A 13,274-nucleotide genomic window follows, 5' to 3' on the forward strand; every position below is an offset into this window, starting at 1 on the left:
AGGCCGGCGGCGGAGACGGTAAAGGTGCCGTATCCCTGGTCGGAGGCGGTTGCGGTCGTGACGGGCTGGAAGAGGTCGTCGGGATCGGCGCTGTCTGGATCGGCATGGTCGAGGTCGCCGCTGGCGGCGGTGGTGTTCTCGGCCGGGGTTGCGGCGGTGTCGCCGGTGATGACGGCGCTGTCATTACTGTCCTCTATTCTAAGACGTCCCTCGTCGAAAGCGCCGTCGTTGGTGCTCCTGTCCTCAATTTCTCTGTTGCCGCCACCATCGCCTCGGTTGTCCTCTACGGGGTTTTCACCGTCGATCAGAGGGTCGCTGTCAATCGCGTCCAGATTCTGATTGGAGTCATCGACAGGGCTTTGTTGAACGTTTGGATTCCCGGTAATACTGTCTCCAAATTCGACGAATGTCTGTCCTGCTCCAACTCTGGTTAACGCCGATTGCAGCGCGGCCATCGCATCAGCGATGATGACGTTGTCCTCTGCGTCGTCAGAAGAATTGCGAGGCTCCTCGACAGTGTCGCCATCCCCTCCTTGGATGATCCACTTCGAATTAGTGTCTGTGATGTTCGCAATGAGGTTTCCTGAAAGATCGAACAGCTCAATTTGCCCAACGCTTCCATCCATGTCGCGTGTCAGCGAAACTTCCGTCGTGACCACGCCGTTTTGGGTTTGCACATGGACAACGACTGTCGTGCCTCGAATGCCCATGGTGGACGACGGGGTGTCCACTTGCATCCCACCCGTTTTTGCCACTTGGCCGGCAATGAATACAAATCCGCCCTGAACCAGGCTGAAACCGCCGCTATTCGAGTTGCTATTCGAGTCATATACCAAATCATCGATGACCATCCGTGACCCTGATGACAGGGTGAAGATCGTGCCATCTACGAAAGTCACGGATAACTTTCCTGACTGGTCCGTAATCAGAATGTCGTTCTGGAAAACCTTCGAACCGACGTCGAGCTGTTCTCTGATGCCGCTGGCTCTTTCGACGAATGCGTTGCCATCGACAGCTTCAACTTGTCCAATAGCGCCGGTTTTCGCCACATCTCCAACTTGCGCGTACTGTCCGGGGGCTTCTGGTCCCGCCAATCGTTCAACGATATTGCCCTTTAGAACTGCGCCATTTGGGGCGTATAGGTCTGCAGGTTGCCCTTGAGAAAAGTAGTCGGCAATTCGCAGCGTGGCCGATCCCTTGTTGTGAATATACAGGTCGTGCCCTTGTCTCTCGAATTCGCCGTTAAAAAGAAGCGGAGCGTCAGGAACAACGGTCCGCCCGTCGGTAGACGGCGGAAGACTAATAATTTCAGCAGTTAATTCTACGACTTCAAATTTATCGTATGCCATGAAGTGCCCCCATTTCATGGTTAACGAGCACGTGAGTGAACACTATCAAATTGGCGCCAGTTTGTATTCAGTGTCGAAATCACCAAACGTTCGATTCAGGCTAACATCCGATTTTTTCACTCTCTTTCGCCTGACTTGGTAATGTCTCTGGGTACCGAAATACGAGTTTTTCGTTACCTTACGTCATGGTGGCCATGCCGAATCAGGGGCGAATCGGTCTGGCTCTATTGAGAACAGGTTGATTGGGGAGCATGCACACGTCTATGCGCGCTTGGGCATCAAAATGGATCGGTTGGGTCAGGGTTGTCGCCCTGCTTGGCGTTTTCTTCGGCCTGATTGTTCGCATTGGCGATCCACTTCCCCTCAGTGTTTTGAGAAACGTTTCGCTTGATTTTTTTCATCAGTCTTATCCTCGGGAATACACGCCGCTTCCGGTTGCCATTATTGATGTGGATGATCGGAGTTTGAGCGAAATCGGGCAGTGGCCTTGGCCGCGCACGCGAATTGCCGAGATTGTGCAGAAGTCTACACTGGCCGGTGCTGCTGCAATCGCGTTTGATATCGTGTTTTCCGAACCGGATCGGCTGTCTCCAGGCGCCGTGGCAATGGACAACCCGCGTTTGCCGCCCGATGTTGCGGAGCAACTGAAAAGTATGCCGGACAACGATATATTGCTTGCCGATGCTATTGCCCGAAGCAGGGTCGTTCTGGGGCAGGCCAGCGTTCGGACCATTGAAGGCAACCGGAGCACCAAGATTGAAATGGCGGATGTGCCGCATGCCTTTGTTGGAGGAGACCCGACCCCCTTTCTTCCACAGTTCCCGGACGTCGTGCAGAACCTGCCCATCTTGGAAGCCAATGCTGCGGGGTATGGTGTTTTTTCTGCGCGGCCGGACGTAGACGGTGTCTACCGGAGTGCTCCACTGGTCATCAGCGTTCAGGGCAAGGTCCGGCTTGGTCTAAGCGCCGAGTTGCTGAGGATTGCCACCGGTGGCGGACCATTCCTTGTCAGAACGAACGAAGCCGGAATTGAGGGCGTCGTGATCGCGCGTCAGTTGATCGAGACAGCTCAGGATGGAAGTGTCTGGCCCCATCTGACCCCGTCCAATCGGGCCCGATATGTGTCCGCGACAGATCTTTTGAACGATCGAATGCCGCAGGGAAGACTGGCCGGGCACCTTGTCTTTGTCGGAACATCGGCGATTGGTCTGGAAGACTTCCGCCCCACGATGCTGGGTGTTTCTATGGCGGGGGTCGAGATTCATGCTCAGGTTCTCGAAAATATCATAAGCCAGACAATGTTGAAGCGTCCGAACTACATGATTGCCATCGAACTCGTGGTGACATTGTTCCTTTGCGTTTTGGTCATCTTGTTCGTGCCGGTCATGGCCGCCCGTTGGGTCATCAGCCTGTCCTTGGCCTTGCTTGGGCTCTATGTATCGGTTTCTTACTACTTCTTTACACAGAGGGGGGTGGTACTAGATCCTTCATATCCCGTCATTTCGACATTCCTTACCTTTGCGCTCATGACCACCGTCAACTACCTGCGCGAAGAGCGGTTGCGTCGCTCGATCCGGAATGCTTTCGGGCAGTATGTATCACCTGATCTTGTCGGTCAGTTGAGTGATCACCCGGAAGACCTGAAGCTTGGGGGCGAGACACGCGAACTGACTTTGCTGTTCTCAGATGTACGTGGGTTCACCGCTATCGCCGAAGACTACAAGGATGATCCAGAAGCGCTGACACGCTTGATGAACCAGTTCCTGACCCTCGTTTCGCAGGCGATCATGGATAACGGGGGAACGATCGACAAGTTTATGGGGGACGCGGTGATGGCATTCTGGAATGCGCCGACGAACAATCCGGATCATCCTCGGGCCGCCTGTAATGCGGCCCTGAGGATCATGGCGGACATTCATGCATTCAATGAGCGATCGGCGTATGTGGAGAGTGCAGGCACAGAAGGTGGCGCGCGCGCGCGGGAGCATCACAAGATCAATATTGGTGTCGGCATCAATTCCGGCATGTGTGTCGTGGGCAACATGGGAAGTGAAACCCGCTTTGATTACACGGCCCTTGGCGATCCAGTGAATGTCGCATCGCGCCTTGAAGGGCAATCGCGATACTATGGGGTTCAAGTCATATTGGGGATGAACACGGTCAAAGTCGTCGGCGCCGAATTTGCGATCCTGAAACTCGATACTGTCATGGTGTTGGGAAAGCACCTTCCGGAAACGATATTTGCCTTGCTGGGCGACAAATCCATGAGGGACGAAGCCGGGTTTCAAGAGATCTTTTCTCTCAACGAACAAATGCACGAGGCATATGACGCTCAGGAATGGGACAAGGCACAACAGAAACTGGACCAGATGCAAAGTATAAACGAGCACCTGCAATTGAGTCTGGCGGTGTATCTGGATCTTTTCAGAAGCAGGATCTCGGAGCTTCGTTCAGATCCTCCCGGTGAAGACTGGGATGGTGTCTATAAGTTCACGAAAAAGTCGAGTTAGAGTGGATGAGGAAGGTCATGTATTCCCAGAAGCATATTGGAAAACACAGGCCGTTTTTCTTCAACGTTCGTGCATGGCTTCGGCACGTGCACGTAGAATGGGTTTCGCCAAATAGGACAAAACGGTTTTGCGACCGGTCTGGATATCTACACTTGCAATCATGCCGGGGGTTATCGGGTACACCCGATCCCCGTCCCCCAAATAGGCACGTTCAGTTCGGACGATAACGCGGAAATATTCTACGCCATCCGCATTTTGCAGAGTATCGGCGCTCACGCGGTCCACGACGCCGTCCAATGCGCCGTAAATCAGGTAATCATAGGCTGAAACTTTCACGGAAGCGGGTTTCCCAGCCGTTACAAATGCGACGTCCCGCGGGCTTAGACGTGTTTCTATCAGCAAAGTATCGTCTGTCGGCACGATTTCAATCAAGGCGGCTCCGGGTTGTACAACCGCACCCACGGTCGTTACGTGAACCTTGTTGACCGTCCCTCGGACCGGTGCCTTCAGATCGGCGCGAAATACCCTGTCGTCGGCGGCTCGGAGGTGTTCCTGAACGACCGCGAGTTCCAATTGCAGCCGGGCAAGCCGTTGGCGTGCATTCAAAATGTAGGTGGATTGTGCGGCTTTTATTTCATTTTCGACCTGGCTGATGGCGGCAAGGATTCCGGGTTCCGACGCTTCGCTGACTTCGATGTCACCTGTCAAATCAGCATATCTCGACTGTAGCCTCAGCAATTCGATCTTGGGCACGACGCCCTGCTCAACCAGGTCCCTGGTCTGGTTCATTTCTTCGACAAGTGGTGCAAGCACCGCGCGGAATTTTTCGCGTTTCGTGGAAAGTTCAACAAGATCGATGCGCCGCTGGACAAGCTTTTGCTTCAGGATTTCCAGATCGCGGTTCAGTTGGTCTCGCTGTGACTGGAATAGTTGCTCTTCTGCGATGGTTGCAAGCGGGTTTCGGCTGGACAGAGCCTCGGGAAATTCAAGCTCTGGCGCCATTTCAGCTTCTGCTGTCAGCCGGACCGCCTCGGCCATTAAGGCCTCCTCTTGCTCTCGCAGACGCCCCCGTTCGGATGTAAAATTGGTGTCGTCGATGCGCATCAGGACAAAGCCTGCGTCGACCAAATCTCCCTCTTGCACTTGGATTTCACGCACGATGCCGCCTTCCAGACTTTGCACAACCTGGATCTGTTGCGATGGGATTACGCGACCCGACGCATGCGCGGTTTCCTCGATCTCGAATAGGTATGCCCATAGCATAAAAGACGAAATTCCCGCAGCGATGACTGCAAGCACGCGCCAGGGGCCACCTGATGTGGATGTGTCCCCCGCAGCGGGCACGCGATTGACGAACTCCGTATCGCTGGGGCTACCGAACATCACCTGCTCCTGCCTGTTCGTGCTTTGGCATCAACAATTGAGCCATGACTTCTTCCCGTGGCCCTTCAAGAACCACGCGGCCCCGATCAATCACGACCAACCGCGAAGCCATTGCCGTGAGCGAGTGTCTATGCGTTGACACAATCACCCCGGTTCCGGCTTTTTGCAGTTCGCCCAATCTCGAGACAAGCCGTGCTTCCATTGTTTGATCCATGGCGTTCGTTGGCTCGTCCAGGAACAGCATTTTGGGCCTGCGAAGGATCAGGCGGGCAAGCGAGATGCCTTGTCGTTGTCCTCCGGAAAGCCGGTCTCCTCGCTCCCCGATAAAAAGATCCATGCCATCCGGGTGTTCGGAAACGAATTCGTCCATCGCGGCAAAATACAAAGCGCGCATGACTTCGGACTCGGAGGCGTGATTGACACCGATCGCAACGTTTTCCTGCAATGTGCCTGTGAAAAGTTCGGGGTTTTGTGGCAAGTAGCCTACGCCTGCCCGTAATTCAGCCGGTTCGTACTGGTTGATAGCAATGCCATCTATCAAAACGGTCCCCGAATCCGGCGAAATCAGCCCAGAAATGACCTTGCCCATGGTTGTCTTGCCGGATCCGACTCTTCCCAACAGGGCGACGACTTCACCAGGAGAGGCTTTGAAGTTCAGGTTGTTCAAAGCCGGAACGTGAGCGGCGGGATAAGTGAGGGTGACATTCTTGAGTTCGACTTGCCCATGTTTCACTTTGACGTCATGGGAGATGGATTGCGATTGGTCGACCGGCAGCTTCATGAAACTGTTCAGCGCGCGCAGAGACTTTGTCGCGTACTGTGCTCGCAGGATCGTTTGCGCGATCATCCCAAGGGGCGCCAGAACCCGCCCGGCCAGAATGTTTGCAGCAATCAGGCCACCGATTGAAACCTGTCCTTCGCTGACAAGAAACACGCCCCAGACGATAATTGTCACACTGACGATCTGCTGAATCAGGATGGTCGAATTTGCCGCAAAGCCGGACCAGATGCGCATGCGCCCGTTGACGCGGGATGCATCTGCCACGGCTTTCTCCCACTCGCGCTGCATGACCGGTTCGGCATTGACCGATTTGATCGTTTCAATTCCGGACAAGGTTTCGACCAGCACAATATGTCGCTTGGTTGCCATTTGTTGCGCACGCTCCGCGGACTTTCCAAGCGGAACCTGTGTGATCAATGCGAGTGTGAACACCACGGGCAAGGCGGCAAGGGGGACAAAAGCAAGAGGGCCAACGATCCAGAAGAGCAACGCAATAAAGATGCCAATGAACAAAACGTCGATCAGCGAAACAAAGGTTGCCGAAGAGAAAAACTCGCGGACGGTATCAAAGTCTCTGATCGTACCGGCAATTCCGGCGGCGCCTCCGGGGCGGTTCAGGAGTTTGACATTCATGGCATGAGCAAAAAGCCGAGACGCGACTGTGAGATCGACGCGTTGACCAATATGTTCGATCAGCCCGGCACGAAGCAATCTGAGCACCAGGTCCAAAGAGAGTGCAATGATCACGCCAATCGCCAACGTCCAAAGTGTCACGAACGCAAGGTTCGGAATGACTTTGTCATAGACGTTCATGACGAAGAGCGGCAGGGCGAGGTTTAGTAGGTTGAGGCAAAGTGCCGCCAGAAGCACTTGTATCCATGATCGCCTGCAGTCGCGCACGGCGCTCCAAAACCAGTGCGACCGCCGTTGCTCAGGTTTTGCGATCTCGGGCGAAAACCTGCTCTCGGACAAATCGTCAGCCTTGGTGACAAAAAGCACTCGAGACTGTACCTGGCGTCGTAACTGCCGTAACTTTATTTCCCTTTCAATGCCGCCCTCGAGGGGATCAATGACAATCGCGTTTCCCTTGCGACGGTCGATTTCATTCAAAATAATTGCGCCACCGGTTTTCCGCAGCAGCACGCAAGGCAAAACCATTGGGTCAATACGAGTTGGGGAACGCGTAACCATCCGCGATTTCAACCCGATTGCCGAAAACGCCCTTGCGATCACTTCGAGATCGTTCAGCTTGTACCCGCGGGGCATCCGCGCATCCAGGGATGACGGCGAGAAGCGCTGATCGAAGTGATCCGCGAACCAGCGAACAAGTGCCAAGTCATCTGACGCGGCCAGTTCGTTGTGTGGTGACTGATCTGCCAGGTCCACGGCCTGATGAGCAGTACCCCCATCGGATGTCATTCGAGAGGACCGATTGTCGTGTTGAAAATCAGGCTGCTTGGCGACGTTCTGGCGCGTTCACGGAAATTCGGCTCAAGCGCAATGTTGCTGCGTTTGACCCCGAAATACTCTGCCAAAGTGCCTTGCGTCGCAAGGACGCGAAAAGTGCTGTAGACAAGGCTTGCGTCGGCGCTGACCTTTTGAAACTCGACATTGAACCGCGAGCGTTCCACCTCAAGAAGATCCAGCAGGGTGCGTTTGGCCGCATCGAATTCGGTCGCATAGACACCGACGATGAGTTGGTTTATCTCCAACTGTTGTTCAAGTTGAGTCCTGCGCTCTGCCGACGTCACGTAGTTGTTCCAGGACTGAGCGGCCAATTCGCGCACCTCGCGCACGACGGTGTCGCGCTGGAAGCCAGCTTGGTATTCGGATTGAACAAGTGCATTGCGTTCGAATTTGCGCCCGCCTTGATAAACTGTCCACTTGACCGCCAATCCGACATAGGTATCGCTCCGATCGCCAGACAGACCGTTCCGGTTCATTCCGTAAGTGCTGCCAGCGTTGAGCGAAACTTCGGGTAGGTTGTCGGACAGGACAATTTGCTTGTTGGCGCGTACTTCGTCGATCTTGGTATTGGCGTGATGTATGCGAAAATTGTTGCTGAGCGCACGCTGGGTCAATTGCGAAAGAGAACTGGGAACTTTCGCTGCGAAAATACCGGATATCGAGCTGGGGGCATTGCCGATAACACGTTCGTAACGTGCATTCGCATCGCGAAGTGATCTTTTCACGTCAATAATCGCCAGATTGGCTGCATCCACCCGGTCTTCGGCGGTCAGGAGGTCCGAATACGGCAGTCGCCCGCCGTCAACCAATGAGCGAACACGCTGAGAGATGTCCTGATGCCGTTCCAGGTTGCTGCGCGCGACAGCTAGCAGGCGTTGATTGCGATAGACGTCGAGATAAGCCTCAGTGGCATTCAGCGCCATAGTCTCGGAAGCATCCAACAGTTTGAAAACATTCCCGTCCAATCGTGCAGCGCGTGCATAGACCATGTTCGCGCGCCGATAGCCATCAAACAGGACAAGCTTGGCATTCACGCCGACCTGCTGCCGCCTCTGTGTCTTACTGTTATCTGTTATTGGCAGGAATGCCGGGTCATTCACATGCTGTGCACCGAGTTCGCCAAAAACTTCAACCGTGGGCAGATAGTTTTCCCTGGTTTGGTACAGCTCATAGGCGCTCGCTTTCATTTCGGCGGAGACAGCCTTGATTGACGGGTTGGTGGTGAGCGCGCGTTGTACGGCGGCGCGCAGAGATTCCGCATCTGCAGACGCACCTGCGCCTGACAGAGCCGCTGTTGCGAGAAGCGTTTTGATCAAGACTCTCAATACAGTGCGCTCCGCTATCAAAAAATTTTTAAGTCTTAGACAGTTAACCATACTAAATTATTGGAAATTTGCAAAATTGTGTTTTTGGGAAGTCAACTTCCCCCTTTAAGACGCCAGCGAGGGCTTTGGTAAAGGCATTCGGAGTGCACCGAACGGTGCGGGGATGTCCTTGCTCCTGATATGTATCTTACCGCCTTGTTTTGCTGGGTTTCGGGCCTTCGGTAACGCGTCGGTTTCATGTCGGTATTGCGTCGGTATGGATTTGCGGTTTTCGCTAAACGGCCGGTGTTAACGCGGCGTGCGCAAGGATTTGGTAAGCATTGCCGCGTGACAAGCAGGGCACGCGCGCGGTAGCGTGGCGCATGAAACAAGTTCCCAAAAAAACCACCGATGAAGCGCTGATCCAGGCCTATCTGGACAAGGGCGGTAAAGTGACCGTCGGCGAAACCAAACCGCCCAAGCCTGAACTGGGCCTGAGCAAGAACGCGTGGAACGCGAAACTGACCAAGGAAGAGAAAGCCGCCCGCGACGGGAAGTAAGTGTCGCGGTGTGGGCCGGGTGTCGCCCGATCCGGTCCGGTGGATTTGATATTCCACATATTGAATATTTATGGCGGTGGTGCTATATCTCCTCCAGACCCGGGCCGCGTGGCCCGACCATGAGGAGAAATGAGATGACCCTTGACCGTGCCGTGCTGGCATTTGCCGGCGTGATGGTTCTTTTGAGCGTGGTGCTGACCATGTTCGTGCATCCGATGTGGGTGTGGTTCACCGTGTTCATCGGTGCCAACATGCTGCAATCGGCCTTTACCGGCTTCTGCCCCGCCGCGATGATCTTCAAGGCGATCGGGTTCAAGCCCGGGAATGCGTTCTGAGAATTGACGGAAGACCACTCACGGAAAAGCCCCGCCGGTTAGGCGGGGCTTTTTGCTTTTTGGGGAGGGGCCGGGTAGCGCCCGACCTTGGGCGAGGTGTTGTGTCTTTCCCGTTTTCGCTACGCGGATGGTTTGGGACCGGGCGTCGACCGACCGGGGTGGGCGAGCCAACCTGTTTTTGGGGCGCTTTATGGTGCCAAATACTGCCGACGGTGGTGCGGAGGGAAGAGGGGGCAAAATCGCCCGCCCATGGGGCGGTCGGGCGATGCCCGGCGGCTTGCAGAGCAAGCCTTGATTCCGGGCTAGTGATTATTGGCGGCAACTCAACCCAGAAACTATTTGAGTATCATGCGTCAGTGTATCTAATGTCAGCGTTTTCGATTTTTTCTATTAGTTGATTTAGGTCGTTCCTACATTCTTCAAAACTGTTGCCAAAGCCAATAATGTCGTTCGCGTTATGCGCGAAGTGCTTTTTGGAATGTCGAACGTCATAAACCGAACCATAGATGGAGTTTTCCACATAGTACCCAGCCGACGTGGTTGTGGAATCGTCTCTGGTGATCGTATTATTTAAGTGCGCTATTTGCCCATGGACCACTTCGTTACGTCGCTGCGAAAGCCTCTTAATGCGTTCGAGCATTGTATTCAGTTGTTTGAGCGTTTCGGAGTGGTTTTTAAGACGATATTCGGCCAAGCGTTCAATGGTGGTAGCTCTGGCCCGGAAAGACAATATCGCGCTGTAAGCTTGTGTATCGGAGAAGAAATCTCGAGACGCTAAGTTGGAGTACAGCAAGAATAGGCGAGTTTCCAAGTGTTCCCACTTGGAAACTGCGTACCCAATTGCGAGATAAAGTTCTCTAATATCTTGCGTGCCGTGTTTGAGAACGGGTTTCATCACCGCGTAAATTTCTTATGCTTCAACCGCTTCGGCTCAAGCGCATCGGCCCCCAGACGACGTTTCTTGTCTTCCTCGTAATCCTCGAAGTTGCCTTCGAACCATTCCACGTGGGCTTCGCCTTCAAAGGCGAGGATATGCGTACAGATACGGTCGAGGAAGAAACGGTCGTGCGAGATGACCACGGCGCAGCCAGCGAAATCGACAAGCGCGTCTTCCAGTGCGCGGAGGGTTTCGACGTCGAGGTCGTTGGTCGGTTCGTCGAGGAGGAGCACGTTGCCGCCCTCTTTCAGAAGACGCGCCATGTGCACGCGGTTGCGTTCACCGCCCGAAAGCAGGTTCAGCGGTTTCTGCTGATCGCCGCCCTTGAAGTTGAAGGACGAGCAATAGGCGCGCGAGTTGACCTGTGCGTCGCCCAGTTCGATGATTTCGGCACCACCCGAGATCGACTCCCAGACAGTGTCCTTGGGGTTCAGGTCGTCGCGCGACTGGTCGACATAAGAGAGCTGCACCGTGTCGCCGAGTTCGATCGTGCCGCTGTCGGGCTGTTCCTGCCCGGTGAGCATCTTGAACAGGGTCGATTTACCCGCGCCGTTGGGGCCGATCACGCCGACGATGCCGCCGGGGGGGAGGCTGAAGGAAAGGTCTTCGATCAGCTGTTTGTCACCCATGTGCTTGGAGAGGTTCTCGACCTCGATCACCTTGGAGCCAAGGCGGGGGCCGTTCGGAATGACGATCTGGGCGCGGGTGATTTTCTCGCGCTCGGACTGGTTGGCCAGTTCGTTATAGGCCTGGATACGGGCCTTCGACTTGGCCTGACGCGCCTTTTGCCCCTGCCGCATCCATTCGAGTTCGCGTTCCAGCGTCTTCTGCTTGGACTTGTCCTCGCGGGCTTCCTGCTCCAGCCGCTTGGCCTTTTGTTCGAGCCATGCGGAGTAGTTGCCCTCGTAAGGAATGCCGCGACCGCGGTCGAGTTCGAGGATCCAGCCGGTGATGTCGTCAAGGAAATAGCGGTCGTGGGTGACGATCAGGATGGTGCCCTTGTAGTCGATCAGGTGCTGTTGCAGCCATGCGATCGTCTCGGCGTCGAGGTGGTTGGTCGGTTCGTCGAGAAGCAGCATGTCGGGCGCTTCGAGCAGCAGTTTGCAGAGCGCAACGCGGCGGCGTTCCCCGCCCGAAAGGGTCGACACATCGGCGTCATCGGGGGGGCAGCGCAGGGCCTCCATGGAAACGTCGATCTGGCTGTCGAGATCCCAGAGGTTCTGGGCGTCGATATCGTCCTGCAGCTTGGCCATTTCCTCGGCGGTTTCGTCCGAGTAGTTCATGGCGAGTTCGTTGTAGCGATCAAGGATGGCTTTCTTCTCGGCCACGCCCAGCATGACGTTTTCGCGCACGGTGAGCGATTCATCGAGCTGGGGTTCCTGCGGGAGGTAGCCAACCTTGGCGCCTTCTGCGGCCCAGGCCTCGCCGGTGAAATCCTTGTCGAGACCGGCCATGATCTTCATCAGGGTCGATTTACCGGCGCCGTTGACGCCGACGACACCGATTTTCACGCCGGGCAGGAAGCTCAGGTGGATATTTTCAAAGCACTTCTTGCCGCCGGGATAGGTCTTGGAGACCCCCTGCATGTGGTACACGTACTGATAGGATGCCATGGGTGCCGACTCCGTTCGCCAAAAATCGTTTCAGGGGTGATAGCGGAGGGGGCGGGCGGGGGCAATCGGTTCCGCGTCTAGAGATGCTTTTCAAAGAAATGCGTCGGGTAGGGATCGTCGTTGAAGCGGTCGATCTGGTGCCAGCCGGTGGTTTCATAGAGGCGGATGGCTTCGGGGAGGGCGGCGTTGGTGTCGAGGCGGAGCGTTGTCATGCCAAGGCTGCGGGCCGTGTCTTCGGCGGCGGTCATCAGGCGTTTGGCAAGGCCCAGCCCGCGCGCCGCATCAGCGATCCAGAGACGTTTGATTTCACCATAGCCCTTGTCGGTGCCCTTGAGGCCGACGCAGCCCACGGGCAGGTCGTCAGACATGGCCAGAAGAAAGTTGCCGCGCGGCGGGATCATGTCGGTCGCCTCGGGATCAGCCGAGAGGTTGACGTCAAAGCCCTGCTCAAACCGGCGGGCCAGCTCGGCGTAATAGGCTTGGAGACAGTAAAGCGAGTCCGCGTCGCGGGGATCGGCGGCGATGATCTCGATATCGTCCTGTCCAAGCGCCGAGGCGATGAGGTCCATGGCCGCAAGCAGCGCTTGGGAATTGGGACCGCGCGCCAGAAGGGTCTGGGCGCGCGCGTCGGAGAGGGCGTTATAGGCGGTGAGCTCTTCCTGCCCTTTGGAGGTCAGGGTGGCGGTCCGGCGGCGGGCATCCTCGGGGTCGGGGGTCAGAAGGACAAGGTCTTCTTCCTGCAACGATTTGAGAAATCGGCTCAACAGCGTCTTGTCTAGGCCAAGATAGGTGCGCACGGTTTCAAGGTCGGCCCCGTCGCGCCCGATGGCGTGCAGGACCCGTGCCGCGCCCAGGGGGCGGCCGCGGCCAAGGAAAGACTGGTCCAGAACGCCGGTTTCGCGTGTGACAGCGCGGTTGAAGCGGCGGATGCGGGTGACGGGGTCGTGCGGCATAGTTTACCTTGGTCAACTGTTTTCCAACTTCTAGGGAGCGGATTTGTCGGGGTCAAGCGGGGAGAGGCGCGTCGAGGGCGGG

The 13,274-nt window shown here is 55.8% G+C and carries 10 protein-coding genes; 3 read left to right on the top strand and 7 right to left on the bottom strand.

Going from position 1 to position 13,274, the window contains the following annotated elements; genetic code table 11:
* Window positions 1–1,349 (bottom strand): FecR family protein (locus BMZ35_RS20655; protein ID WP_165610115.1); only part of this gene is annotated, 1,349 nt, incomplete at its 3' end.
* 263 nt (window positions 1,350–1,612) lie between these two features.
* Here BMZ35_RS20655 and BMZ35_RS17295 point away from each other — a divergent pair.
* Window positions 1,613–3,859: a CHASE2 domain-containing protein gene (locus BMZ35_RS17295; protein ID WP_165610116.1), complete on the top strand. Its 2,247-nt coding sequence runs from the start codon at window positions 1,613–1,615 to the stop codon at window positions 3,857–3,859.
* 60 nt (window positions 3,860–3,919) lie between these two features.
* Here the strand turns inward: BMZ35_RS17295 and BMZ35_RS17300 are convergent, their stop codons facing one another.
* Genes BMZ35_RS17300 through BMZ35_RS17310 form a run of 3 tightly spaced genes read right to left on the bottom strand, consistent with a single transcriptional unit; the run spans window position 3,920 to window position 8,806 of the window.
* Window positions 3,920–5,242 carry an HlyD family type I secretion periplasmic adaptor subunit gene (locus BMZ35_RS17300; RefSeq protein WP_093095597.1) on the bottom strand — a complete coding sequence of 441 codons (1,323 nt, stop codon included), beginning with the start codon at window positions 5,240–5,242 and terminating at the stop codon, window positions 3,920–3,922.
* Window positions 5,232–7,409, bottom strand: coding sequence for a type I secretion system permease/ATPase (locus BMZ35_RS17305; protein WP_165610117.1), 2,178 nt, complete (start codon window positions 7,407–7,409; stop codon window positions 5,232–5,234). Before BMZ35_RS17305 ends, BMZ35_RS17300 begins: the two co-directional genes overlap by 11 nt.
* A gap of 29 nt (window positions 7,410–7,438) precedes the next feature.
* Window positions 7,439–8,806, bottom strand: a complete 1,368-nt coding sequence (locus BMZ35_RS17310; RefSeq protein ID WP_165610118.1) for a TolC family protein — start codon at window positions 8,804–8,806, stop codon at window positions 7,439–7,441.
* Between the two features lie 371 nt (window positions 8,807–9,177).
* On the opposite strand from BMZ35_RS17310, the gene BMZ35_RS21000 reads away from it, so the two are divergent.
* Window positions 9,178–9,354, top strand: a complete 177-nt coding sequence (locus tag BMZ35_RS21000) for a hypothetical protein (RefSeq protein WP_165610119.1) — start codon at window positions 9,178–9,180, stop codon at window positions 9,352–9,354.
* 119 nt (window positions 9,355–9,473) lie between these two features.
* On the top strand, window positions 9,474–9,689 hold the full coding sequence (locus BMZ35_RS17320; RefSeq protein WP_278247161.1) for a YgaP family membrane protein: 216 nt from the start codon (window positions 9,474–9,476) through the stop codon (window positions 9,687–9,689).
* 346 nt (window positions 9,690–10,035) lie between these two features.
* On the opposite strand, the gene BMZ35_RS17325 is transcribed toward BMZ35_RS17320, so the two are convergent.
* The 3 genes from BMZ35_RS17325 to BMZ35_RS17335 form a co-directional block, all read right to left on the bottom strand.
* Entirely contained in the window at window positions 10,036–10,584 is a 549-nt protein-coding gene (locus BMZ35_RS17325; protein ID WP_093095611.1) for a hypothetical protein, read from the bottom strand.
* Window positions 10,584–12,239 (bottom strand): energy-dependent translational throttle protein EttA, encoded by a 1,656-nt coding sequence (gene ettA / locus BMZ35_RS17330; protein ID WP_093095613.1) that lies wholly within the window; start codon window positions 12,237–12,239, stop codon window positions 10,584–10,586. Before ettA ends, BMZ35_RS17325 begins: the two co-directional genes overlap by 1 nt.
* A gap of 77 nt (window positions 12,240–12,316) precedes the next feature.
* Window positions 12,317–13,192, bottom strand: coding sequence for a bifunctional helix-turn-helix transcriptional regulator/GNAT family N-acetyltransferase (locus BMZ35_RS17335; protein WP_093095616.1), 876 nt, complete (start codon window positions 13,190–13,192; stop codon window positions 12,317–12,319).
* Window positions 13,193–13,274 lie beyond the last annotated feature (82 nt).

Source organism: Shimia aestuarii (genome assembly GCF_900114635.1).
Classification (GTDB): domain Bacteria; phylum Pseudomonadota; class Alphaproteobacteria; order Rhodobacterales; family Rhodobacteraceae; genus Shimia; species Shimia aestuarii.